This is a genomic window from Sphingomonas sp. PP-CE-3G-477 (genome assembly GCF_003050745.1).
In the GTDB taxonomy this organism is placed as follows: domain Bacteria; phylum Pseudomonadota; class Alphaproteobacteria; order Sphingomonadales; family Sphingomonadaceae; genus Sphingomonas.
In genome coordinates, this window is the sequence record NZ_QAOF01000007.1 from 52,114 (window position 1) to 76,934 (window position 24,821).

23 protein-coding genes are annotated in these 24,821 nt (G+C 65.2%); 16 read left to right on the forward strand and 7 right to left on the reverse strand.

The annotated features are described in order from the left end of the window. Nucleotides 1-42: 42 nt before the first annotated feature. From C8J45_RS13970 to C8J45_RS14000, 7 genes are all read left to right on the forward strand, one after another. The gene (locus tag C8J45_RS13970; protein WP_258191461.1) at nucleotides 43-1,269 is read left to right on the forward strand and encodes an efflux RND transporter periplasmic adaptor subunit; all 1,227 of its coding nucleotides are present in this window, start codon (nucleotides 43-45) and stop codon (nucleotides 1,267-1,269) included. A 6-nt stretch (nucleotides 1,270-1,275) separates the two neighbouring features. Beyond that, nucleotides 1,276-4,554: an efflux RND transporter permease subunit gene (locus C8J45_RS13975; protein WP_107963765.1), complete on the forward strand. Its 3,279-nt coding sequence runs from the start codon at nucleotides 1,276-1,278 to the stop codon at nucleotides 4,552-4,554. After that, a complete protein-coding gene (locus C8J45_RS13980) occupies nucleotides 4,551-6,137 on the forward strand; it encodes an efflux transporter outer membrane subunit (RefSeq protein WP_107963766.1) in 1,587 nt (528 codons plus the stop codon). Before C8J45_RS13975 ends, C8J45_RS13980 begins: the two co-directional genes overlap by 4 nt. Before the next feature lie 57 nt (nucleotides 6,138-6,194). Next, a complete protein-coding gene (locus C8J45_RS13985) occupies nucleotides 6,195-8,849 on the forward strand; it encodes an EAL domain-containing protein (protein ID WP_258191462.1) in 2,655 nt (884 codons plus the stop codon). Nucleotides 8,850-8,927: 78 nt separating this feature from the next. Continuing rightward, complete coding sequence (locus tag C8J45_RS13990) at nucleotides 8,928-9,653, forward strand: haloacid dehalogenase type II (RefSeq protein ID WP_107963767.1); 726 nt, start codon at nucleotides 8,928-8,930, stop codon at nucleotides 9,651-9,653. Nucleotides 9,654-9,758: 105 nt separating this feature from the next. Beyond that, nucleotides 9,759-11,864 carry a PAS domain-containing sensor histidine kinase gene (locus C8J45_RS13995; protein ID WP_219907386.1) on the forward strand — a complete coding sequence of 702 codons (2,106 nt, stop codon included), beginning with the start codon at nucleotides 9,759-9,761 and terminating at the stop codon, nucleotides 11,862-11,864. A 690-nt stretch (nucleotides 11,865-12,554) separates the two neighbouring features. After that, nucleotides 12,555-14,489, forward strand: a complete 1,935-nt coding sequence (locus tag C8J45_RS14000; RefSeq protein WP_107963768.1) for a ribonucleoside-diphosphate reductase subunit alpha — start codon at nucleotides 12,555-12,557, stop codon at nucleotides 14,487-14,489. A 137-nt stretch (nucleotides 14,490-14,626) separates the two neighbouring features. On the opposite strand, the gene C8J45_RS14005 is transcribed toward C8J45_RS14000, so the two are convergent. After that, the gene (locus C8J45_RS14005; protein ID WP_056055125.1) at nucleotides 14,627-14,887 is read right to left on the reverse strand and encodes a DUF2171 domain-containing protein; all 261 of its coding nucleotides are present in this window, start codon (nucleotides 14,885-14,887) and stop codon (nucleotides 14,627-14,629) included. Nucleotides 14,888-14,943: 56 nt separating this feature from the next. Between C8J45_RS14005 and C8J45_RS14010 the strand changes: the two genes are divergently transcribed. The 6 genes from C8J45_RS14010 to C8J45_RS14040 all read left to right on the forward strand — a co-directional run bounded on the left by C8J45_RS14010 (nucleotide 14,944) and on the right by C8J45_RS14040 (nucleotide 17,877). After that, nucleotides 14,944-15,147 (forward strand): hypothetical protein, encoded by a 204-nt coding sequence (locus C8J45_RS14010; RefSeq protein WP_107963769.1) that lies wholly within the window; start codon nucleotides 14,944-14,946, stop codon nucleotides 15,145-15,147. A gap of 13 nt (nucleotides 15,148-15,160) precedes the next feature. Beyond that, on the forward strand, nucleotides 15,161-15,451 hold the full coding sequence (locus C8J45_RS14015) for a hypothetical protein (RefSeq protein WP_107963770.1): 291 nt from the start codon (nucleotides 15,161-15,163) through the stop codon (nucleotides 15,449-15,451). Nucleotides 15,452-15,502: 51 nt separating this feature from the next. Then, nucleotides 15,503-16,555 carry a ribonucleotide-diphosphate reductase subunit beta gene (locus tag C8J45_RS14020; RefSeq protein ID WP_056060836.1) on the forward strand — a complete coding sequence of 351 codons (1,053 nt, stop codon included), beginning with the start codon at nucleotides 15,503-15,505 and terminating at the stop codon, nucleotides 16,553-16,555. Nucleotides 16,556-16,994: 439 nt separating this feature from the next. Beyond that, a complete protein-coding gene (locus tag C8J45_RS14030; RefSeq protein ID WP_107963772.1) occupies nucleotides 16,995-17,309 on the forward strand; it encodes a type II toxin-antitoxin system RelE/ParE family toxin in 315 nt (104 codons plus the stop codon). Beyond that, nucleotides 17,309-17,551 (forward strand): hypothetical protein, encoded by a 243-nt coding sequence (locus C8J45_RS14035; RefSeq protein ID WP_056055113.1) that lies wholly within the window; start codon nucleotides 17,309-17,311, stop codon nucleotides 17,549-17,551. Before C8J45_RS14030 ends, C8J45_RS14035 begins: the two co-directional genes overlap by 1 nt. A 50-nt stretch (nucleotides 17,552-17,601) precedes the next feature. Next, complete coding sequence (locus C8J45_RS14040; RefSeq protein ID WP_107963773.1) at nucleotides 17,602-17,877, forward strand: DUF2442 domain-containing protein; 276 nt, start codon at nucleotides 17,602-17,604, stop codon at nucleotides 17,875-17,877. 19 nt (nucleotides 17,878-17,896) lie between these two features. Here C8J45_RS14040 and C8J45_RS14045 read toward each other — a convergent pair whose 3' ends face one another. The 4 genes from C8J45_RS14045 to C8J45_RS14060 all read right to left on the reverse strand — a co-directional run bounded on the left by C8J45_RS14045 (nucleotide 17,897) and on the right by C8J45_RS14060 (nucleotide 20,504). Beyond that, nucleotides 17,897-18,181 (reverse strand): type II toxin-antitoxin system RelE/ParE family toxin, encoded by a 285-nt coding sequence (locus tag C8J45_RS14045; RefSeq protein WP_107963774.1) that lies wholly within the window; start codon nucleotides 18,179-18,181, stop codon nucleotides 17,897-17,899. Next, the gene (locus C8J45_RS19290; RefSeq protein ID WP_181321228.1) at nucleotides 18,171-18,344 is read right to left on the reverse strand and encodes a hypothetical protein; all 174 of its coding nucleotides are present in this window, start codon (nucleotides 18,342-18,344) and stop codon (nucleotides 18,171-18,173) included. Before C8J45_RS19290 ends, C8J45_RS14045 begins: the two co-directional genes overlap by 11 nt. Before the next feature lie 37 nt (nucleotides 18,345-18,381). Continuing rightward, entirely contained in the window at nucleotides 18,382-19,185 is an 804-nt protein-coding gene (locus C8J45_RS19625) for a thermonuclease family protein (RefSeq protein WP_258191463.1), read from the reverse strand. A 653-nt stretch (nucleotides 19,186-19,838) separates the two neighbouring features. Next, nucleotides 19,839-20,504, reverse strand: coding sequence for an outer membrane protein (locus tag C8J45_RS14060; protein WP_107963864.1), 666 nt, complete (start codon nucleotides 20,502-20,504; stop codon nucleotides 19,839-19,841). Nucleotides 20,505-20,812: 308 nt separating this feature from the next. On the opposite strand from C8J45_RS14060, the gene C8J45_RS14065 reads away from it, so the two are divergent. Beyond that, nucleotides 20,813-21,022, forward strand: a complete 210-nt coding sequence (locus tag C8J45_RS14065) for a hypothetical protein (protein WP_107963777.1) — start codon at nucleotides 20,813-20,815, stop codon at nucleotides 21,020-21,022. 36 nt (nucleotides 21,023-21,058) lie between these two features. Here C8J45_RS14065 and C8J45_RS14070 read toward each other — a convergent pair whose 3' ends face one another. Then, a complete protein-coding gene (locus tag C8J45_RS14070) occupies nucleotides 21,059-21,403 on the reverse strand; it encodes a hypothetical protein (protein ID WP_056065779.1) in 345 nt (114 codons plus the stop codon). A gap of 78 nt (nucleotides 21,404-21,481) precedes the next feature. Further along, nucleotides 21,482-22,741, reverse strand: a complete 1,260-nt coding sequence (locus tag C8J45_RS14075; protein ID WP_107963778.1) for a multidrug effflux MFS transporter — start codon at nucleotides 22,739-22,741, stop codon at nucleotides 21,482-21,484. A gap of 127 nt (nucleotides 22,742-22,868) precedes the next feature. Here C8J45_RS14075 and C8J45_RS14080 point away from each other — a divergent pair, with 127 nt between their 5' ends. Together C8J45_RS14080 and C8J45_RS14085 are read left to right on the forward strand one after the other, a co-directional pair. Beyond that, nucleotides 22,869-23,366 carry a hypothetical protein gene (locus tag C8J45_RS14080; RefSeq protein WP_107963779.1) on the forward strand — a complete coding sequence of 166 codons (498 nt, stop codon included), beginning with the start codon at nucleotides 22,869-22,871 and terminating at the stop codon, nucleotides 23,364-23,366. Between the two features lie 221 nt (nucleotides 23,367-23,587). Continuing rightward, nucleotides 23,588-24,544 (forward strand): isopenicillin N synthase family oxygenase, encoded by a 957-nt coding sequence (locus tag C8J45_RS14085; protein WP_107963780.1) that lies wholly within the window; start codon nucleotides 23,588-23,590, stop codon nucleotides 24,542-24,544. The last annotated feature ends 277 nt before the right edge of the window (nucleotides 24,545-24,821 follow it).

Genomic DNA, 24,821 nt, shown 5'->3' on the forward strand with positions numbered 1-24,821 from the left:
CGTGGTTTAGCCCGACCAACACATGATCGCGGATTACCAAACTTGATAGCCACACGAATTTCTGCGCGGCGGTGCGCCATTCTGCTGGTGCCCGCACTGGCACTCGCGGCCTGCTCCGGCGGCGACGACAAGGCGCAAGGCAAGGCCGGCCGCGGCGGCCAACCGGGCCAAGGCACACCGACCGTCGGTTATGTCGTCGTCCAGCCGACCAGCGTCGCGATGACCACCGAACTCAGCGGCCGCACCACTGCGTTCGAAAGCTCGGACGTCCGCCCCCAGGTCACCGGCATCATCCGCCGCCGCTTCTTCACCGAGGGCACGCTCGTCAAGAAGGGCCAGCCGCTCTACGAGATCGACCCGCGCCTCTACCGCGCCGCCGCCAACGAGGCGCAGGCCAACCTCCAGAGCGCGCGCGCCAACCAGCAGGCACAGACCATCCTCGCGCAGCGTTACAAGCCGCTCGCCGAGATGGAAGCGATCAGCAAGCAGGATTACACCAACGCGGTCGCCACCTCGCGCCAGGCGACAGCCTCGGTCGCGCAGACCCGCGCCGCGCTCGAGACCGCGCAGATCAACCTCAAGTTCACCACCGTCCCCGCACCGATCACCGGGCGCATCGGCCGCTCGCTGTTCACCGTCGGCGCGCTCGTCTCGGCGACGCAGGCCGATCCGCTCGCGCAGATCCAGCGACTCGATCCGATGTTCGTCGACATCCAGCAATCCTCCGGAGACCTACTCGCGCTGCGCCGTTCGCTCGGCCAGAATGGCATCGTCGCCACCCGTGCCGAAGTCCGCCTGACGCTCGAGGACGGCAGCGAATACGGCGCGACCGGCACGGTCGAGTTCGCCGAAGCGCTGGTCAACACCGAGACCGGCACCGTGACGCTGCGCGCGCGCTTCCCCAATCCGCAGGGCCTGCTGCTCCCCGGCATGTTCGTCCAGGCCAAGTTCGCGCAGGCGATCAACCAGCGCGCGTTCCTCGTGCCGCAGGCGGGCGTGTCGCGCGACGCGAAGGGCAATGCGACGGTCTATGTCATCGATGCGAACAACAAGGCGGTCCAGAAGAAGATCAAGGCGGACCGTACGCAGGGTGCGTTCTGGGTGGTCACCAGCGGGCTCAACCCCGGCGACAGGATCATCACGCAGGGCCTGTCGAAGATCGCCCCGAACCAGCGCGTGAAGCCGGTGCCGGAAAACACCGTGCAGAAGATCGAAGCGCCCAAGGATGACTCTTCAAACGGCGACTCCAGCCAGAAAAAGGCCGGCTAAGCCCTTATGTTGTCCCGTGTCTTCATCGATCGCCCGATCTTCGCCTGGGTGCTCGCGATCATCGTGATGCTTGGCGGCATCGGCGCGATCATGAGCCTGCCGATCGCGCAATACCCCGACGTCGCACCGCCGCAGGTGACCGTCCGCGCGACCTTCCCGGGTGCCAACGCGCAGACCATCCAGAACAGCGTCACGCAGGTCGTCGAGCAATCGCTGACCGGCATCGACGGGCTGATCTATTTCAGCTCGTCCTCGTCGTCGCGCGGCTCGGTGACGATCACCGTGACGTTCGAGAAGGGCACCGATCCCGACATCGCGCAGGTCCAGGTCCAGAACCAGGTCCAGCAGACGCTGTCCCGCCTCCCCACGCAGGTCCAGCAGCAGGGCCTCGTCGTCCGAAAATCGAACCCGGACAATCTTCTGATCGTCGGCGTCTATGACGAGACCGACAAGCTGACCAACCAGGACGTCTCGGACTATCTGGTCTCGAATCTGCAGGACCCGCTCGGCCGTATTCCCGGGATCGGCGACAGCAACGTCTTCGGCGCGCAATACGCGATGCGGATCTGGCTGAACCCGAACAAGCTCGCCAGCTACCAGCTGATCCCGAGCGACGTGACGACCGCGATCCAGGCGCAGAACACCGAAGTCGCCGCCGGCGAACTCGGTGGCCAGCCCCAGCCCGACACGCAGATGCTCAACGCGACCGTGACCGCGCAGTCGCGCCTCCAGACGCCCGAGCAGTTCGCCAACATCATCTTGAAGACCACCAACGACAGCGCAGTGGTCAAGCTGCGCGACGTCGCCCGGATCGAGCTGGGCGCGGAGAACTACAACGCGCGCAGCCGCGTCAACGCGCATCCCGGCGCCGGTATCGCGGTGCTGCTAGCGCCGGGCGCCGACGCGCTCAAGACCGCCGAGCTGGTCAAGGCGTTCGTCGCCAAGTCCGCCAAGAGCTTCCCGCCGGGCCTCAAATTCGCCTACGCCAACGACACCACCGACTTCATCAAGCTGTCGATCGACGAGGTCGTCAAGACGCTGATCGAGGCCGTCATCCTCGTCGTCATCGTCATGTTCGTGTTCCTGCAAAGCTGGCGCGCGACGCTGATCCCGACGATCGCGGTCCCGGTCGTGCTGCTCGGCACGTTCGGCGTATTCTATCTCGCCGGCTTCTCGATCAACACGTTGACGCTGTTCGGGCTCGTGCTCGCGATTGGCCTGCTGGTCGACGACGCGATCGTCGTGGTCGAGAACGTCGAGCGCCTGATGGAAGAAAATCCCGAGATGACGCCTCGGGAGGCGACGATCGAATCGATGAACGAGATCACCGTCGCACTGGTCGCGATCGCGCTGGTGCTGTCGGCGGTGTTCCTGCCGATGGCGTTCTTTGGCGGCTCGACCGGCGTGATCTACCGCCAGTTCTCGCTGACGATGGTGTCGGCGATGGTCCTGTCGGTGCTGGTCGCGCTGATCCTCTCCCCCGCCCTCACCGCGACGCTGCTCAAGCAGAAGAAGAAGGACGCGGACGGCAACACCGAGAAGAGCTGGGGCGAACGTAAATTCCCCAAGGTCGCGCACTTTTTCACGCGCGCTGGCGACAAGTTCAACAGCGGGTTCGAGAAGGGCACGCAGAAATACACCAGTGCCGTGCAGTCGGTGATCGACCGCAAGTGGCTGTTCCTGCTGATCTACGCAGTGATCGTCGCGGTGCTCGCGGTGCTGTTCCTGCGGCTGCCGACAGGCTTCCTGCCGACCGAGGACCAGGGCTCGGGCATCGTCCAGTTCCAGCTTCCCGCCGGCGCCACGCAAGGTCGCACCTTCGCGCTGCAAAAGCAGATCGAGCAATATTACTTCACCAACGAAAAGGCCAACGTCCGCACGATGTTCACCGTCAGCGGTGGCGGCGGCGGCGGTGCGAGCGGCCAGAATACGGGCCAGGGTTTCGTCTCGTTCGCACCGTGGGAAGACCGCCACGGCAAGGAGAACACCGCCGAAGCGATCACCGGTCGCGCGTCGAAGGCCTTCGCCGGTTTCCGTGACGCGCAGGTTTATTCGCTCGTGCCACCAGCGGTCCGCGGTCTCGGTTCGTCGAACGGCTTCACGATGGAGTTGCAGAACGCCGGCGGGCTCAGCCAGGTCGAGTTCAACGCCGCGCGCGACAAGCTGCTTGCGCTCGCCCGCGCCGACCCGTCGCTGACCGCGATCCGCCTGACCGAACTGCCCGACGTCGCCACGTTGCGCGTCGATGCCGACCAGCAGAAGCTGTCCACGCTCGGCCTCACGCAGGCGAACGTGAACTCGACGCTGTCGACCGCCTGGGGTGGTCAGTACGTCAACGACTTCATCGACCGCGGCCGTGTGAAGCGCGTCTATGTCCAGGGCGACGCGCAGTTCCGCGCGCAGCCGTCGGACCTGAGCCAGTGGTTCGTCCGTGGATCGAACGGCCAGATGGCACCGTTCTCGTCGTTCGCGAAAACCAGCTGGGGCCAGGCACCGACCACGCTGTCGCGCTTCAACGGTATCGCCTCGTACGAAATCCAGGGCTCTGGCGCGGCCGGCGTCAGCTCGGGCGATGCGATGAACCGGATCGCCGAGCTTGCCGGCCAGATCCCCGGCACCTCGGTCGCATGGTCGGGCCTGTCGTATCAGGAACGCCTGTCCTCGGGTCAGGCACCGATCCTCTACGGCCTGTCGCTGCTGGTCGTGTTCCTGTGCCTCGCCGCGCTGTACGAGAGCTGGTCGATCCCGATCGCGGTGCTGCTCGTGATCCCATTGGGCCTCGTCGGCGCGATCCTCGCGGTGACGCTGCGTGGGCTCATCAACGACGTCTATCTCCAGATCGGCCTGCTGACGACGATGGGGCTGGCCGCGAAGAACGCGATCCTGATGATAGAGTTCGCCGAGCAGGAGGAGAAAAAGGGCAAGCGCGTCATCGAGGCGGCACTGTCAGCGGCGAAGATCCGGTTGCGCCCGATCCTGATGACGTCGTTCGCGTTCATCCTCGGCGTGTTGCCCTTGGCGCTGTCGACAGGTGCGGGCGCGAACAGCCGTATCGCGATCGGGACGGCAGTGGTCGGCGGCATGCTGACCGCGACGATCCTCGCGATCTTCTACATCCCGCTGTTCTTCGTCCTCGTCCGCCGCGGCGCGCGCGACAGCATCGCCAAGCTGCGTGGCAAACCGACCGGCTTCCAGGGCCATGATGGCCATGGATCCGATGGTGATCACAACGAACCATTGGGCCCACCCGAACCACAGGGCCCTCACCGGCCGGAGCCCGCATGATGCGCTCGCTAGTCCTGATCCTCGCCGCCTCGACCGCGCTCGCTGGCTGCTCGCTCGCGCCGAAATACGCGCGAACCGAACTCCCCGTGCCGCCGTCGCTTCCGGTCGGCAACGCGTATCTGCGCCAGTCCGAGGCGACGCTTCCCGCGATCACCTATCGCGACGTCTTCAAGGACCCGCGGCTCCAGCAGATCATCGTCCAGGCGCTCGCCAATAACCGCGATCTCCGCGTCGCCGCCGCCAACATCGCGTCGACCCGCGCGCAGTACCGCATCCAGCGCGCCGAGCTGTTGCCGCAGGTCGATGCCAGCGGCCGCTACACCTATTCGGGCGGCGGCAACGGCACCAGCAACACCGTTACGAGCGGAACGGGCGGTACGGGAACAGGCGGGACCGGAACGGGCACCGGAACCGGGACCGGTACAGGCACGGGCGGAACAGGCACCGGCACCGGCACCGGCACCGGATCGGTAGTCAGCTCGTCGAGCTCGAACAGCGCCTTCTCGGTCGACCTCGGCACGACCGCGTTCGAACTCGACCTGTTCGGCCGCATCCGCTCGCTGACCAGCGCGGCACTCGATCGCTATTTCGCCACCGAAGCCGCCGCGCGCGCCACCCGCCTCACGCTCGTCGGCGACATCGCCGATGCATGGCTGACCTACGCGTCGGACCAGAGCCTGCTCAAGATCGCGCAGGACACAGTCACGAGTTCGCAGCGCAGCGTCACGCTGACCAACGCGCGGCTGCGCGGCGGCGTCGCCCCACGCACCGATCTCCGCCAGGCACAGCAGATCCTGTTCACCGCGCAGTCCGACCTCGCGCAGCAACTCACCGCGCTCGCGCAGGACATCAACGCGTTGCAACTCCTCGTCGGCGCGCCGGTAGACGCGGCACTCCTGCCCGCCTCGATCGAACAGGCGCTGCCGACCGTCGCCACGCTGCCGGCCGGGCTCGACAGCAGCATCCTCCTGCGCCGTCCGGACGTCGTCGAGTCCGAATACCAGCTCCGCGCCACGAACGCCGAGATCGGCGCGGCCCGCGCGGAACTGTTCCCGAAGATCTCGCTGACCGGCATCCTCGGGTTCGCCAGCACGTCGCTCACCTCGCTGTTCAGCGGCGGCGCGTTCAACTATTCGGTCGCGCCCTCGGTCAGCTACCCGATCTTCCGCGCCGGCGCCGGGATCGCCGGCGTCGCCTATTCGAAGGCGCAACGCGACGCCGCGCTCGCGACCTACGAGAAGACGATCCAGACCGCGTTCCAGGAAACCGCCGACGCGCTCGCGCGTCAGGGGACGATCGCCGATCAGCTCAAGGCAAACCAGAACTTCTCCGAAGCGGCGCTGGACACCTACCGCCTGTCCGACGCGCGCTATCGCGGCGGGATCGACACCTTCCTCAACTCGCTCGACGCGCAACGCTCGCTCTACACCGCGCAGCGTAACCTCGTCGCGACGCAGCTCGTCGGCGCGAGCAACCGCGTGACGCTCTACCGGGTGCTGGGCGGTGACTCGACGCTGGAGGCCACCGCAGGCGGACCGCAAGCGGTGACGATGAGCGGCGCTCCGAGGTCCGAGACGAACTGAGGCGTCGGCGCTTCGCATCTTACCATATCCGAAACCTATTCAAGCCAGAATGGGTGGATGTACGCGCCCCTCCCCGTTGCCGATCGCCGCGCGCGCGATCGACTGCCCATTCCCGCCGTGTTCGGACTGGGCGAGGAAACGCGTGAACAGATCGCCGCGATGCTTGGCCGAAAGCTCGACCAGGCCGCCGCGGTATGGCCGCTCACCTTCGCGGCGCAGGCGCTCGCCTGCGCGCTGCTGATCCTCATAGGTTTCGTCGCGCCGTCCGCGGCCGGCCTCGGTGTGCTCGTGCCGGTCATCGGGATCCATGCCGCGATCCTCGGCTCAGTATCCTCCGCGATTTTCAGCCTGTTGCGGCTGCCGAGGCTGCGCCGGTGGCCAGCCTATCAGCGCAACCGCATTCTGATGCTCCTCGTCGCATCGACCTCGGCGGTGTTGCTGTCGATGCTCTGGACCGTTGCCCATCTGCCGGCCGGCCCGTTGCAGCTCGGGTGTTTCGCCGCAGCGACGGGCGCGCTCATCGTCACCGCGGTCGGGGTCCATGCCGTCCGCGCCGCGACGCTCGGCCTGGGTATCGGGATCGTGCTGATGCTGGCGATCCTGGCCGGTGTCGGCGTGCCTCTCGGAGTCGCACTCCTGTTCCTCGGCTGCCTCGTGCTCGCGACCCGGCAACTCGCGCGGATCGATCACGAGATGGAACTCGGCCGCACCGAAGCGGCCGGCGAAGGACGGCTCGCGATCAGGATGATCGCCGAATTCGAGAGCTATGGCACCGGCTGGTTCTGGGAAGCCGATCGCCAGGGCCGCGTCACCCATCTGTCCGCCAAGGTCGCCGAAGACCTGGGCCTGGCGGATACGGCCGTGGGACAGCCGCTGATCGACCTGTTCCGGATGGACAGCGATACGCCCGGCACCGAGCGGACGCTGGCGTTCCACATCGCGTCGCGCACGTCGTTTTCCGACTATTCGGTCTGCGCCGCGACCGAGGGCGCCGTCGAGCGCTGGTGGTCGATCTCCGGCCGTCCGGTCGTCGACGATCTCGGTCGGTTCCAGGGCTTCATCGGCTCGGGCAGCGACCTGACGGAACAACGCCGGTCCGAGGCGGAGATCACGCGCCTCGCGTTGTTCGACGGCCTCACCGGGCTGGCCAACCGCCAGCGGATGCGGCTGTCGCTCGACAAGACGCTTGCGCAGAACACCGGGCCGTACCGGGCCACGTCGCTGTTCCTGATGGATCTCGATCGGTTCAAGGCGGTCAACGATACGCTCGGCCACCAGGCCGGCGACGCGCTGCTGCAACAGGTCGCACAGCGGCTCCAGCGTGGCATCGCCGATGCGGGGCTGGTCGGGCGATTGGGTGGCGACGAATTCAAGGTGGTGCTGCCTGGAATCGACAATCGCACCACGCTCGGCGCGCTCGCGCGTGAGGTGATCGCGTCGCTCTCGGAGCCCTATTTCATCAACGGCGCCTCGGTCACGATCGGCTGCTCGATCGGCATCGCCATCGCACCCGAGGACGGCGACACATCGGAAACGCTCGTCCGCAACGCCGATCTCGCGCTCTACGCCGCCAAGGCCGACGGCCGCGGCGTAGCCCGATTCTATTCGGACGACATGCTGACCGGCGCACGGACGCGCAAACTGCTCGAAGACGATCTGCGCGCCGCGGTATCGCAGGGCGCATTCCACCTCTGCTATCAACCCGTCGTCAGCACGAAGACGACGCGGATCGTCGGCTACGAAGCACTGATCCGGTGGTTCCACCCGACGCGCGGGCTCGTCTCGCCTGCCGATTTCATCCCGGTCGCCGAGGAATGCGGGCTGATCGAGGCGATCGGGGAATGGGTGTTGCGCACCGCGTGCATGGAGGCGGCGCGCTGGCCCGGCACCGTCCGCGTCGCGGTCAACGTGTCGCCGATCCAGTTCGCCAATCCGGCGCTGCCCGCGCTCGTCACCAGCGCGCTGGCGCAATCGGGGATCGCACCGGGCCGGCTGGAACTGGAGATCACCGAAGGCGTGTTTCTCGACGAGACGGCGTCGTCGGAGCGGATGTTCAGGGCGCTGAAGACGATCGGCGTCCGGCTTGCGCTCGACGATTTCGGCACCGGCTATTCGTCGCTCGGCTATCTGCGCAACGCACCGTTCGACAAGATCAAGATCGACCAGTCGTTCGTCAAAGGCGCCGCCGAACCCGGCAACCGCAACGCCGCGATCATCAAGGCGATCGTCACGCTCGCCGACACGCTCGGCATGGAGACGACCGCCGAGGGGGTCGAGGTGCAGGACGAGATCGATCTGGTCCGCGACCTCGGGTGCAGCCATATCCAGGGCTATGTCTATGGTCGCCCGGTCCGCGCGGACGAGGCGTTGCTGCAACTGGGGGTCGAGGATGCCACCGCCACCGCCAGCGGCTTCAAGGTGAGCCGCGCGCCGCGCACCAAGATGTTGCGCTCGGCGCGCATCATGATGGACGGCGTCCGCGGCGACGTCAGGATCCGCGACATTTCGACATCGGGAGCGATGCTCGACGGGCTGCGGATCAAGGGCAATCCCGACGGCGTCGAGATGCAGATCGAACTGCTCGAGGACCAGATGGTCGCGGCCCGCGTCCGCTGGGCGCGCGGCGGCAAAGCAGGGATCGAGTTCCACGAGGCGTTCGACCTCGATAGCCTGAACCAGGGCCAGGGAACGCGTCTTCGTCGCGCGGGCTGAGCGATGGAACCGTCCTTCCGTGCCAGCCGGATCGGCTTTTAGCGGGAACCAACCGCCGTCGCCCGCCGTCTCTCCATCATGGTAAACCGCCTCCCGATCAGAGCCTTGGCCTTCGACGTGTTCGGAACGGTCGTCGACTGGCGCTCGGGCATCGCGCGCGACGCCGCCCCGGTCCTCGCCGGCCTCGGCCGCACCGATATCGACCCGCACGCCTTCGCCGACGGCTGGCGCAAACGCTATCAGCCGGCACTCGAAGAGGTCCGTAGCGGACGGCGACCGTTCGTCATTCTCGACACCCTTCACCGCGAAGCACTCGAAGACCTGCTCCGTCACCACGGCATCGACCCCGCCGCGCTGGATGAGGCCACGCTCGTCGACCTGACTCACGCCTGGCACCGGCTCGATCCCTGGCCCGACTCGGTCGAGGGTCTCACCCGCCTCAAGGCCCGCTACCCGATCGTCACGCTCAGCAACGGCAACATCGCGCTGATGCTGGAGATGGCGCGCCGCGCCGGCCTGCCTTGGGACGCGATCCTCGGGGCGGAAGTCAGCCGCGTCTACAAGCCGCTCCCCGAATCCTACCTCGCCACCGCGCGGTTTCTCGGCATTGCGCCTGGCGAACTCTGCCTCGTTGCCGCGCACCACAGCGACCTCGCCGCAGCGCGCGGCGCTGGCCTGCAAACCGCCTATGTCGACCGCCCGCACGAATATGGCGGCCGCCCGGCACCCGACGCGGACGCCGCGCAGGATTGGGACCATAGCGTCGACAGCCTGACCCGATTGGCGGACGAACTGTGCCGATGACCCGCCGACCTGCCCGCGAACCGGTAGAAACGCACGACGCGTCCCCGTATCGAACGTGCACCGGAGTAAAATTCGGCCCGGCGTGCGACCCGGCAGGAATTTGAGATGACCACACAAACGGCCGAGGCCGATTTCCTGACCGGTGGCGGCGAGATGGCCGAGATGATCCGCGTGCATGACTGGTCGTCGTCGCCGCTGGGGCCGATCGAGCACTGGCCGCAGTCGCTCCGTTCGATCGTCTCGCTGATGCTCGCCTCGGAATTCGCGATGTGCCTCGCCTGGGGCCCGGAACTCGGCTTCCTCTATAACGACCATTACGCGCGCATCATGCACGACAAGCACCCGCAGGCGCTCGGCCAGCGGTTTGCGGACGTATGGGCGGATGTCTGGAGCGATATCAGCCCCCTGGTCGACAAGGCGCTGGCGGGCGAAGCGTCGTTCTTCGAGAATCTGCCGCTCGTCACCGACCGCAAGGGCTATGACGAGCACGCCTGGTTCACCTTCTCCTACTCGCCCGTGCGCGACGAGAGCGGCGCGATCGCGGGCATGTTCTGCTCGACCTACGAAAGCACCGAGCGCGTCGTGACCGAACGCGCGCTGCGCGACGAGCGCGAGCGGATGAGCCAGATGTTCGCGCAGGCGCCGACCTTCATGGCGATGTTGCGCGGGCCCGAGCACCGGTTCGAGCTGACCAACCCCGGCTACGACAAGCTGATCGGCCACCGCGAAGTGCTGGGCCGCACCGTCGCCGATGCCTTGCCCGATGCGGTCGAACAAGGGTTCCTCGACCTGCTCGACGGCGTGTTCACGGGCGGCGACGCCTTCACCGCGCGCGGGATGCTGTATGCGGTCCAGGCCGAACCCGGTGGTCCGATCGACGACCGCTATGTCGATTTCGTCTACCAGCCGATCCGCGACGCGACCGGCGCGGTCGTCGGCGTGTTCGTCGAGGGCGCAGACGTCACCGATCGCAAGACGCTCGAACGCGACCTGCAATCGCTCAACGCCGACCTCGAACAGCGCGTCCGCGACCGCACGCAGGAACTGATCGAAGCGCAGGAAGCGTTACGCCAGGCGCAGAAGATGGAGGCGGTCGGCCAGCTCACCGGCGGCATCGCGCACGATTTCAACAATCTGCTCCAGGGCATCACCGGCAGCCTGGAGATCGTCCAGCGTCGCGTCGCGCAAGGCCGGGTAAGCGAACTCGATCGCTTCATCACCGGCGCGACCACTGCCGCCAACCGCGCCGCCTCGCTGACCCACCGCCTGCTGGCGTTCTCGCGCCGCCAGCCGCTCGATCCACGCCCGGTCAAGGTCAACCCGCTGGTCGCCTCGCTCGAAGACCTGCTCCGCCGCACCACTGGTGAGCAGATCGAACTCGAAATGGTGCTCGCCGGTGGTTTGTGGACGACATTGTGCGATCCCAACCAGCTCGAGAATTCGCTGCTCAACCTCGTCATCAATGCGCGCGACGCGATGCCGCATGGGGGCAAGCTCACGATCGAGACGTGCAACGCGCATCTCGACGATCATTTCGCCGCCAGCCAGCGCGACGTCCGGCCCGGCCATTACGTGTGCATCTGCGTGTCCGATACCGGCACCGGCATGTCCGCCGACACCATCGCCAAGGCGTTCGAGCCGTTCTTCACGACCAAGCCGATCGGCCAGGGGACCGGGCTCGGCCTGTCGATGATCTACGGTTTCGCGCGCCAGTCCGAGGGCTATGCGAGGATCTATAGCGAGCTTGGCCAGGGCACGACGATCAAGCTGTATCTGCCGCGCCATTACGGCGAAGCGGAGCAGGACGAGGCGCTGCCCGGCCTGACGCAGGAGCATGTCACCGATGCTGGCGAGATCGTGCTGGTAGTCGAGGACGATTCGGTCGTCCGCGCGCTGATCGTCGAGGTGCTGGGCGAATTGGGCTATCAGGCGATCGAGGCGCATGACGGCCCTGCCGGACTTGAGCGCCTGCGCACGATGGAGCGCGTCGACCTGCTCGTCACCGACATCGGCCTGCCCGGCCTGAACGGTCGCCAGGTCGCAGATGCAGGCCGCGCGTTGCGTCCCGACCTGCGCGTACTGTTCATGACGGGCTATGCGGAGAATGCAGCGCTGGCGTCAGGCTTCCTTGAGCCGGGCATGTCGATGATCACCAAGCCGTTTGCGATGGAAGCGCTGGCGACGCAGATTCGGACGATGATCGAGGGCTGAGGCGGACCGGGCGCGCCAACCAATCGCCGCCATTCCCGCCAATCACCACCCCGGCGAAGGCCGGGGCCCAGTTGGAAAGGTCGCAGTAACGACGCGCCGCGCTGAGTTAGCAACGCCCCCCAACTGGGCCCCGGCCTTCGCCGGGGTGGGGCGATTTGAGGTTACCTTCGCATCACCACCGTTCCCCCGCGAAGGCGGGGGTCCAGGAATCAAGTAGGGCGACGTTCGTGGTTCCTGGGCCCCCGCCTTCGCGGGGGAACTAGAGCGCCCCCCCCATATCCAGTGCCTACTCCTACCTGCTCCGCTTGAAGCAACATTTGCCACCTTCCGCCCTTAAATAATTTTTCGTTCCCGCTTCGCCCCCTTGCGCTTCACGAACCCCGCAGAAGTCCACGCGTCGCGAATATCCCGCCCGGCCAAGCCGCATGCGAACGCGACGAACCGAGCCCCCGACCACCCCCGCACCCCCTTGCGTCTCTCCGCGCTTTGGCACAATCTCTTGGGGTTGCGTTCGGGGGCGGACCCAATCGCTGGTAGAACATCCCTCGCATGGCCCTATGCGAACCGATCATATGCGCGCCTTCCACCGCCGCGATGATCACCTTTTGTTCTCCCGTTAGGGGCCGTCCGATGGTAGCATGGCGACATGACGCCGATTCGAACGAATACAGAACACTAGGAGCGGTTTCGATGGATTTCAGAGACAGCAGCCGGGATAGCGACATGACCACAGACACGATCGACCAAGTCACCGCCGAACAGACCACTGCAACGCCCGCCGCCGAGGCCCCCAAGGCGCCGCGCCAGGCGCAGGACAGCCACTCCGTGCGCGCGCAGATCTACCCGGTCGAGGTCGATCACAGCCGCGACGCGCTGCTGACCGAATTCGGCAAGGACACGCTCCGAGATCGTTATCTGCTCCCGGGCGAGAGCTACCAGGACCTGTTCGTCCGCGTCGCGTCGGCCTATGCCGATGACGCCGGCCACGCGCAGCGCCTTTACGACGCGATCTCGAAGCTCTGGTTCATGCCCGCCACGCCCGTTCTCTCGAACGGCGGCACCGGTCGCGGCCTGCCGATCTCGTGCTATCTCAACTCGGTCCCCGACAGCCTCGGCGGTATCGTCGACACCTGGAACGAGAATGTCTGGCTCGCCTCGCGCGGCGGCGGCATCGGCACCTATTGGGGCAACGTCCGCGGCATCGGCGAGCCGGTCGGCCTCAACGGCAAGACCAGCGGCATCATCCCGTTCGTCCGCGTCATGGATTCGCTGACGCTCGCAATCTCGCAGGGCTCGCTGCGCCGCGGTTCGGCCGCCGTGTATCTCGACGTCTCGCACCCTGAGATCGAGGAATTCCTCGAAATCCGCAAACCCTCGGGCGATTTCAACCGCAAGGCGCTCAACCTTCACCACGGCGTGCTGATCACCGACGCCTTCATGGAAGCCGTCCGCAACGGCGACGAATGGCACCTCCGCTCGCCGAAGGACCAGGCGATCCGCGCCACCGTCGACGCGCGCTCGCTGTTCCAAAAGCTCGTCGAGACCCGCCTCCAGACCGGCGAGCCGTACATCGTCTTCGCCGACCACGTGAACAAGGCGATGCCAAAGCATCACCGCGAACTCGGCCTCAAGGTCTCGACCTCGAACCTGTGCTCGGAGATCACGCTGCCGACCGGCAAGGATCACCTCGGCAACGAGCGTACGGCCGTGTGCTGCCTGTCGTCGCTGAACCTCGAAACCTGGGATCAGTGGAAGGACGAGAAGGGCCTGATCGAGGACGTCATGCGCTTCCTCGACAACGTGCTGCAGGATTACATCGACCGCCACGAACCCGGCATGGAGCGCGCCGCCTACAGCGCGGGCCGCGAACGCTCGGTCGGTCTCGGCGTGATGGGCTTCCACAGCTTCCTCCAGGCACGCGGCATCCCGTTCGAGGGCGCGATGGCGAAGTCGTGGAACCTGCGCATGTTCAAGCACATCAGCAGCCAGGCCAACGAAGCCTCGATGCAGCTCGCGATCGAGCGCGGCCCCTGCCCCGATGCCGCTGACGTCGGCGCGATGGAGCGCTTCAGCTGCAAGATGGCGATCGCACCGACCGCGTCGATCTCGATCATCTGCGGCGGCACGTCGGCGTGCATCGAGCCGATCCCGGCGAACATCTACACGCACAAGACGCTGTCGGGCAGCTTCTCGATCAAGAACCCGTATCTCGAAAAGATGCTGAGCGAGAAGTCGAAGAACTCGGACGCGGTGTGGAACTCGATCCTCGAACAGGGTGGCTCGGTCCAGCATCTCGACTTCCTCTCGGTCGAGGAAAAGGACTGCTACAAGACGTCGTTCGAGATCGACCAGCGCTGGCTGCTCGAACTCGCCGCCGATCGCACGCCGTACATCGACCAGGCGCAGTCGCTGAACCTGTTCATCCCCGCCGACGTCGAGAAGTGGGATCTGCTCATGCTCCACTTCCGCGCATGGGAGCTCGGCATCAAGTCGCTCTATTACCTCCGCTCGAAGTCGGTCCAGCGCGCGGGCTTCGCCGGCGGTGTCGAGGCGGACAACACCATCGACCTGCGCCAGATCGACGTCGAGTCGAAGGATTACGATGAGTGCCTTGCCTGCCAGTAAGGCCTCTCGGCGTTCAAGCGTGACCCCGGCCCGTGAACCACGGACCGGGGCGCCTGACGCAAAAAACCCCGGCCCGCGCGAAGCGGACCGGGGTTCGAGCAGGCTATGCGGCGCGTTCGATACGCACCGCGTTCGCGTCAGGCCTCTTCTTCGAACGTCACCGCCACGTCGGCGTTGGCGGAAAGCCGGACCTTGCCGTCCTCGATATCCGCGACCAGCCCGAGCGAGATGAAGTGATGATGCCCTTCATGGCTGCCCGTGCCCTCGACGACCTGCGCGCCCGAGTCCTTCTTGGTCAGCTTGATGCGGTTGCCTTCGACCTTGTCGACGGTGCCGACATGGACGCCGTCCGCGCCGATGACTTCGGCATGTTCCTGGATCTTGGTTGCATCGACCATGGTCGTTCTCCTGTGGTAGGTTCGGCATCTCAACGCACGTCATGCGAGTTCGCCGCATGACATATGGTTCAGCTATCATGTTCGTGGTCGCGGGCGTGCTCGGAATCGTCGGCACCGCGATGCTGCTCCGGTTGCGCTCACCGAACATCACCGAACCGCAGACCTATGCGTTTCGGATGATCGGGATCATGCTGACGTCCGGCGCGATCGTCCTCGCGATGTCCGCCGCCGCGATGTGGCAATGGAGCACCGAGACATGACGCTGAACACGCCATGAGCCTGAATACACTGGTCCTGATCCTCGCGGTGTTCGTCCTCTGCATGGCGAACGTCATGCTCGGCCGTCACTGGAGCCGCCTCGATCACAATCCCTGGTCGAGATCGTCCTCGGATCGCGTGCTCGACATCGATCCCGAGGTCGACAGCGAGCCCGTCCCCGGCTGGAATCCCGGCACGATGGACGTCGCCAAGATCCGTCAGCGCGGTCGCCAGTTGATGATCGCCGCACCGATCGCCTCGGTCGTCTTCGTGGTCGTCGTGATGGTCAGTTCCAGCCGCTTCTAGTTTCCATTCTACCGTTTCACCCAGTTTCCCAAATTTCTTCCGGAGTATCCCATGTCCCTCCTTCACGCCTCCAAGCAGTACAAGCCGTTCGAATACCCCTGGGCGTTCGAGTTCTGGAAGCGCCAGCAGCAGCTCCACTGGCTCCCCGAGGAAGTGCCCTTGGGCGAGGATTGCCGCGATTGGGCGCAGAAGCTCAGCGACCACGAGCGCAACCTGCTCACGCAGATCTTCCGCTTCTTCACGCAGGCCGATGTCGAGGTGCAGGATTGCTACCACGAAAAGTATGGCCGCGTGTTCAAGCCGACCGAGATCAAGATGATGCTGACCTCGTTCAGCAACATGGAGACGGTCCACATCGCCGCCTACAGCCATCTGCTCGACACCATCGGCATGCCCGAGAGCGAGTACGGCGCCTTCCTCGAATATGCCGAGATGAAGGAAAAGCATGACTACATGCAGCAGTTCACCGTCGACAACGACGAGGACATCGCGCGCACGTTGGCCATGTTCGGCGGCTTCACCGAGGGCGTCCAGCTGTTCGCGTCGTTCGCGATGCTGATGAACTTCCCGCGCTTCAACAAGATGAAGGGCATGGGCCAGATCGTCACCTGGTCGATCCGCGACGAGAGCCTCCACTGCGAGGGCATCATCAAGATGTTCCACACCTTCTGTCAGGAGCGCCAGTGCCTGACCAAGGCGGTGAAAGACGACATCGCCGACGTCTGCCAGACGACGATCCGCCTCGAGGACAATTTCATCGACCTCGCCTTCGAGATGGGCCCGGTCAACGGCATGACCCCCAAGGAGATCAAGAAGTACATCCGCTTCATCGCCGACTGGCGCATGACGCAGCTCGGCCTGAAGCCGATCTACATGATCGACGAGCACCCGCTGCCCTGGCTCGCCCCGATGCTCAACGGCGTCGAGCACGCCAACTTCTTCGAACAGCGCGCCACCGAATACTCGAAGGCCGCGACCAAGGGCCAGTGGAACGACGTCTGGGACTCGTTCGACAAGCGCCAGACCGCGAAGAAGGGGCCGGCTGCTAACGTGGACCTGAGTGAGGTTCGGGATATGTTCAGCGATTCGGTTGCGGCGGAGTAAGTCGCACCGCGCGAGGGTTTAGCGAAAGCTAAACCCCGCCCCGGCGGTGCGACCGGCCGGCGGCGCTATGAGCGCCGACCGACGGCATGGGCTTTGCCCATGCCGATCAGTCCAATACCGACCATGTTAATTCTTTGACCTGCTGTGGATCTGTTACGGTTTTATCGTTAACAAGGAAAAACCATGGCAAGCTACTCTGTGAACAACAAGGCGCAGACGAACGGCGATCATGAAGTCCACGAGACATCATGCCGCTACCTGCCGAGCGACAAGAAATATCTTGGTGATTACACATCATGTTCATCAGCCGTAACCGAAGCCAAGAAAACCTATTCGCAATCGAACGGCTGCGCGACGTGTTCGACTGCGTGCCATACTAGCTGATCGCCTTAGTTATCGCGGTCCCGCCGGCGGAAAATATCGGCGGGACCGGTGAACCATGATCGAACCGCTCCACATCGAGATCCGCCAGACGGCAATCTTTACCCGCTGGTTCGCAAACCTCCGCGACGTACGCGCCAGGGCTCGCATCGCCGCCCGCATCCGCCGCCTGTCACTCGGCCAGTTCGGTGACGTCAAATCGCTCGGTGGCGGTATCGGCGAACTGCGCATCGACTATGGCCCCGGTTACCGCATCTATATCGCACAACGTGGCGCCACGCTGGTTCTGCTGCTGACGGGAGGTGACAAATCCCGGCAAAGCGCGGATATTCAGCATGCCCGCGAAATCGCCAAGGCTTGGGAGTCTAACTGATGGCCCTTGAAACAATCGGCTGGAACGCCACCGACCATCTCGACAGCGATGCCGCAATCCTCGCCTATCTCGAAGCGGTCTTCGAAGACGGCGACCCCGCACTGATCGCCGCCGCGCTGGCCGACATATCCAACGTCCGCGGCATCGCCGAACAGCCCACACCCCAACCCGACATTGCGCTCGACTCGGTCATTCGAACGCTCAAGGCGCTCGGTCTCGAACTCACCGCGAAGGCAGCATGAGCTTCATGCCAAAGGCTGCGCAGACCTTTTGCCGCTAGAGATGATCGCAGGTGCAGACCTCGATGATTAAACTCGTTCGCCTCGCCGCGGTCGGTGACGACGCCCTGCAGCTCGTATTCTCGGATGGCGCTGCGGCGTTCTGGTCGGCCGCCGATCTCATCGCACGCGACACGGTCATGACGCGCCCTCTTTCCGACCCAGACTACTTCGCCCGCGCCATCATCGAAGGCGGCGCGCTCGCTTGGCCCAACGGGTTCGAATTGTCGGCCGACAGCCTCCATCGCCGACTGAGTCTGACGGACGAACAGGCCCTCTCCGCCACCTGACCCCGAAAGACCCCGTCCTTCAATCGGCAGGATACCGTCGACGCGTATGCAGCACAGTCACCACGTCGACCTCCCCATCGGCGGTCAGTGCATACACGATCAGATACGGCAATCCGACGACCGAAAACTCTCGCGTTCCGCTGACCTGCCCCGCACGACCCGAAAGCGGAAATTGCCCGAACATCATCGCCGTCTGGACGATGCGCACAACCACTCGTTCCGCGGCTCTGGAGTCATCTTCGGCGATCCAATCGCGGATAGCGCGAAGGTCATCGCGCGCTTGCGGCGTGAAGTTAACGATCAATCGTCAGGTCGCGTAGCACCTGTTCGACGGGGATCATCGACGACCGGTCCTGCGCCTGCCTCAGGCCACGCTCGATCTTCGCGCGCTTCCAGCTTTCATAGCCATGGTCGACCGTACCGTGATCGGCTTCCAGCTTCTCGAACTCTTCGACGTGCGTGGCCATGGGTCGAACATAGCGCACTTTGAGCTTTTCGGGTAGCCTAACCCCACCCACACCAAGGCGACCGCTTACCCCCACCATAGTGCCGCGCGAGGCCGTGGCGGACCAATACCGCGCCCAGCGACTCCCCGCTCCTCTCGACGATCCGCAGCTTCCGCCCATAGCGGTCGACGTCGCGCTTGATCGGGGTCAGCGTGAACGGGCCGGCGTTGAGCAGCGCCTGCATCTTCAGCGTCGCCGCTTGCCCCAGCCGTGCTTCGCGGGCGCAGCGCGGCGGATGGGTCTCCGGCGTATCGATGTCGGCGATGCGGATCTTGGTGCCCGCCATCCAGAACGTGTCGCCGTCGACCATGCAGTCGATCCGCTTGGCGTGGCCGCAGATTGTGAAGCGCGCGGAGACCGGCTTGCCGCCCGACAGCGCGGACGCGGCCGCCGCGATGGTCGACGCCGCGCTGGCGACGCCCGCCGCAGTGGCAAGCGCGCCCGTCGCGGTAGTGGCGGCACCGACATTGATCGCGGCGCCCGCCGCCGCGGTCGCAGCGGCCGACGCCTCCGCCTTGGCCTTGGCAGCATCAGCACCCCAACCCCAGCCACCCGGCACGCGCAGATGTCCCGCAGGCCAGGCGATGCCGAACCCGGTCGGCCATTCGATCTTGAATCCGGGCGGTACCAGCGCCGCCCAGTCGATCTGGCGGATCACCGGCATCATCAGCCCGAGCAGCACGCCGTAGAACACCAGGCGGAGTTGCAGCAGGACTCCCGGCTTTGCGCCACGCCCGGACCCTCCGCGCCCACGCGTGGCGCCAGCGCGATTGCCGCCGAGCAACCGCATGAAATCAAACACATACTCCATCATCGCCCGCGCGTACGCGCGCGCGCGCGGAAGTCACCGTCCCGCCACCCGAACTTGCGGCGAGCGGAGTCGGAAACGAGGCGAACGCATCGTGAACATCGCTGATTCCATGCGCGCGTGGCAAAGTGGATTCGACGCCACCGATCGGATTTCGATGTCGGCTTGTCTCGGAGGAGGAAGGCCAGATACGTGACGGCGTATATCGGCATGTGACGACGCACCGCGCGAAGGCTCCGACCAGGCCGTCATAGCTAACGGGCAGAACGACCGGACTTGCCCTTAGATCGCCCTCCACATCTTCGATCTCGCCGACGAACCCGCACCGGGAGGCATCGCAGTCGGGATCGCCATGGCGAAGACAGCGAATACGCTGTCCTACACTGGCAAGCCGTGCCCAGATCGACGCATGGCATCGCTCCGATACATCCTCCCGAACACCCTGTCCGCCATAGCCGCCGTGCCATGGAGCAGGGCCGCAACTGGCCGATTTGGAGCAGTGCGAGGAATCGTGCGAGCGTCTACACTTCCTGTACTTCACTCGCCAACCCACTGGAAACGCTGGACACACGAAGGGCGAGAAATGGCCCTAGCCACTCCCCGCCCCCGTTACGCATCCAGCTTATGCCTCTTGCGAGGCGCAAGGCTTAGAAGTGCGTGATGATGCCGAGCATCGGACGGAAGCTCTGTGCCGCACCGAAGGTGTTGACCTCTGCGCGGATGCGGAAGCCTGCGTTGCCGGTGATGCCCTTCAGGCCAATGCTCTGCGGACCGACTTCTGCGCCGATGCCGTAGGTCACTGCGTGATAGTCACGACCGGTGTCTGCGACGACGTTCGAGCGACCCGAGAAATGGTCGAAGTTGACCCACTGGTAGCCGACCTTGCCGTAGATCAGGCCGCTGTCGCCAGCGCGGAAGCCGAAGCGGCCTGCTGCGCCGTATTCCCAATCGATGTTGCCATCGATGCCCTTGATCACGTTGCCTTCTGCGCCGACGAAGACCGGGCCGAGCGGCACGTTCACGCCGATGACGCCCTGGACCAGCGAACCCGATGGCTTGTAGCTGCGACGGGTCGAACCGTCAGCGTTGATCGCCTGCGGGATGCCGTGACCTGCCTCGTTGTCGAACTGCTCCCAGCCGCCCATCACGCCGAAATACGGCTCGATGCCGAATGCCTTCGAGCCGTCGGGCGCTGCTGCTTCGCCGGGCTGTGCGCTGTTGTCGGTGGGAGCCGGTGCCGACATGTCCTGCGCGAAGGCGGGAACTGCGACCGTTGCGGCGGCGAGGGCGATTGCCAGGGAAAGCTTACGCATGAGTTTGACCTTATATCGTGTGTTGCGTGGATCCCCGACTGCACGGTGCGTCGGTTCGGTCCAGGCAAGTCGAAACCGGCCGGCGGTCACATGGTTGCACAAAAAACGTCACATTCAGGGAACTGCCAGGGAACTGTTCGCCTGTGTTGCGTTACAGCAACGGTTCCTGTCATTTACATGAACGAACTGTGGCGCGAACGGCATGGTATAGGCAGAAATACAGCGGAAAAGCGGCAGAAAGCAGCGGCCTGCGCTGTTAACGCTCTGTGTTTACCGGCTGGTGACAATCCGTGTGCAACGCAGCATCCATGGGATTTTCACGCCTGTTCCGCAGCCGTTGGGCGGCCTTGTTCTGGTCGGCGGGGATCTTGTGGACGGCTTATGACGTGGCTAGCGATGCGCCGGAACCGGCGGCAACCAACGCTTCGTCGGGGAATCTCGTCGAGGGGCCGACCGACGCGACCGGCGCTACATACAACGCAGGCGATCTCGCGGCCCTGGCCAACGCAACGGGTTGAAGGCGACGCGCCCGGTACAGGCGCGTCGCGGATCGTTCAGGGCTTCAGCGCGACGTCGTCGGCGTCCTTCAGGTCTTCGTCGTCGTCGATCGTGTCGTCGTCGAGCTCGTCCTGGACGTCGTCCTCGTCCATGTCGGCTTCGTCCATCGTCACCGACGAGTCCGTCTCGCCGACCTCTTCGGAGTCCATCTTGGTCTCGTCGATCGACTCGTCGTCGGTGTCGTCTTCGCCCAGATCGGGTTCGAGGTCGGTCAGGATGATGCCGTCGCTCGGCCCGTTGCGCGTGGCCTCGAGGATCTCGGCGCGCTGGCTCTCGTCATAGCCCTCTTCGTCGTAGCCGTCGTCGCCCGATCCGGCACTCGGCACCTGATGTCCGCCCATGGTCACACTCCTCGTTCCAGGACGCCCGCACGGTGCGGGCCTACCAGATGCGAACGGTGGACGTGCGCGGTGGTTCCTTCAAGCGCTGACCGGCGCCGTCGATGCCGGCCGGAACAGCCGACCGCGTTCGGTCACGAGAATGGCGACCAGCGCCGCCAACCCTGCGAGCAGGAACCCGCCGACGAGTGGAACGGTGGTGCCGTCGAACGCCTGCCCGATCAGCGCACCGAACACCGCGCCGACGGTGACGCTCAGGAACCCCTGCACGCTCGACGCGGTACCGGCGATCCGCCCCATATTCTCCATCGCCATCGCCGAGAAATTGGAGGTAGCGAGCCCGAAACAGCCGAGCGTCAGCGCCTGGAATACCGCGAAACTGACCAGCGTCTCGAACCCGATCTCGATCGCGAACAGGTGGACCAGCGACACCAGGATCAGCACCGACAGCGCCCCGTGACTGATGAGACGCGTCCCCAGTCGCATCACGATCCGCGAGTTGAGCAAATTGCACGCCGCCATCGTCACCGACGTCGTCGCGAAGATCAGCGCGAGCAGCGTCGGCCGATGGAACACGTCCGCCATGATCTGCTGGATCGAATTGAGATAGCCGTACAGCGCCCCCATCAACGCGGTCGAGGCGAGCGTGTAGCCGAGCGAATTGCGATCGCTCAGCGTCTGCCGCCAATCGCTGAGGATCCGCCCCGGCGTGATCGGCAGGACGTTCTCGGGTGCCAACGTCTCGGGCATCCGCAGGTAGAACCAGACCAGCACGCCCAGCGTCAGCACCGCCACAGTCCAGAAGATCGCCCGCCAGTCGCCAAACTGGAGCACCGTCCAGCCAAACGTCGGCGCCAATATCGGCACGATCATGAACACCATGAACGCGATCGACATGACCCGCGCCATCGCCCGCCCGTGATAGCAGTCACGCACCAAAGCGATCGTCGCCACCCGCGCCGCGGCGATCACCGCGCCACCGAATGCGCGCGCCGCCAGCAGCAGCGTGAAGCTCCCCGCGGTTGCGCAGGCGACGTTGGCGATGATGTACAGGACGAGCGACCAGAGCAGCACCGTCCGCCGCCCGAACCGATCCGCGAGCGGCCCGTGGACGAGTTGCGCCACACCGAAACCGATCACGAACGCGGTGACGACGAACTGCCGTCCGTTCTCGGTCGCAACACCGAGCGAGTCGCCGATCGCCGGCAGCGCTGGCAGCATCGAGTCGATACCGAGCGCGGTCAGCGACATCAACGAGGCGACGAGCGCGACGAACTCGACGAAACCGATCGGCGCGCCGCGCATCGCTGGCGCGTCGGATTGGGGATCCTGGGTCTGCATGATGCGTGCGCCTGTACCCGCTCGGCCGGTCTTGCGGAACCCGCTAACCGGCGCAGTTCCGAGATGATTGCGCGATGCGCCGCCGCCCCTATCTGTATTGTCAGAACAACACACTTCGGAGACAGCCATGATCCGTCCGCTCTTTACCGCTGCTGTAGGCCTTACCAGCGTGCTCGCCCTGTCCGCCTGCGATCGCTCGAACGAAGGCGCATCGGTCTCGATCAACGCCGATGGCGGCAACGTGCTCGGTGCGATCAACGGCGAGACCGGCGAGATGAAGATCGACGTGCCCGGCTTCCAGGGCTCGGTGAAGTTGCCGAAGATCAAGATCGATACGAGCAATTTCGATCTCAACGGCGTGCGCCTGTATCCTGGGTCGTCGATCAAGACGCTCAACATCGTCGGCGACGACAAGGCGGGTGGATTACGCGTCGCCTTCGCCAGCCCGGCAACACCCACTATCGTCCGCGACTGGTTCGCACAGCGGCTCGGGAAGGTCGGCTACCAGGTCCATCCCGAGGGCGCGAACCTGATCGGCACCACCGACGAGAACAAACCCTTCCGCCTCGAACTCGCCCCCGACGGCAAGGACAAGGCGACCGGCACGATCGTCATCAGCGGCTGAGGCTCCAATCCTCCCCCGCCAGGGGGAGGTGGCTGGCGCTTGCCAGACGGAGGGGGAGGAAGGAGCGACGCTGGTTCCTTGTCCTCCCCCTCCGTCGCTTCGCGCCACCTCCCCCTGGCGGGGGAGGATCGTGAAAAATCCTAACCCACCCCAACCCAGGCATTTGGCACGCCACCCCCGATCGCCTATATCGGGCATCCCCCAAACCGGACACGCACCCCATGCTCGATACGCCCGCCGCCCAGGTCCCGACGCTTAGCCTCGCCACGCAGGACACCGACCCCGATGGCTTTGCCGCCGCGTTCGGCGAATCGTTCGAGCGGTACGGCTTCGCGATCGTCGCCGACCACGGCATCCCCGCCGACCTGATCGAGCGCGCCTGGGCCGAGACGAAGCTCTTGTTCGACCTCCCCGATGACGAAAAGCGCGGTTATCACATCCCCGGCGGCGGCGGCGCGCGCGGCTATACGCCGTTCAAGACGGAGATCGCCAAGGACGCCAAGGTCGTCGACCTCAAGGAATTCTGGCACGTCGGTCGCGAACTCCCCGAGGGGCATCGCTATGCGGACACGATGGCGCCGAACGTCTGGCCGACGCGCCCCGAGGGCTTCAAGCCGGTCTTCCTCGAACTCTTCGCCGCATTTGACCGCGCCGGCGACAAACTCCTGTCCGCGATCGCGCGCCACCTCAAGCTCAAGCCCGACTGGTTCGATCCGGCGGTGAAGGACGGCAACAGCATTCTCCGCCTGCTGCATTACCCGCCGATCCCCGCCGATGCGGAAGGCGTCCGCGCCGGCGCGCATGAGGACATCAACCTCATCACGCTGCTGCTGGGCGCCGAGGAAGCCGGCCTCGAACTGCTTGACCGCGCGAACGGCCGCTGGCTGTCGATCAAGCCGCCCGAGGGCGCGATGGTCGTCAACGTCGGCGACATGCTCCAGCGGCTGACCAACAACGTGCTTCCCTCGACCACGCACCGCGTCGTCAACCCGCCCCCCGAGCGTCGCGGCCACTCACGCTATTCGATGCCGTTCTTCCTGCATCCCGCGCCCGACTTCCTTATCGAGACGCTGCCGGGAACGATCACGCCGGACAACGCGAACCGCTATCCGAACCCGATCACCGCGCATGATTACCTGTACGAGCGCCTCGTCGAGATCGGGCTGATCAAGAAGTAGAGGCAGCATGTTTCCCCGCGAAGGCGGGGACCCAGACTGGGCTCCCGCCTTCGCAGGAGAACAAGGAGGCGCCTGCCCTGACCACTGCACCACCCCGGCGAAGGCCGGGGCCCAGTTGGAAAGGTTGCAGTAACGACACGCATCGCTTCGTTATCACCGTCCCCCAACTGGGCCCCGGCCTCTGCCGGGGTGGCGGTTCCTTATGGGGACACGACCGCGCGCAAACACCCCACCGCTTTTCTCCCCACCTGATACCCAACAACCACGCTTCGCCCAT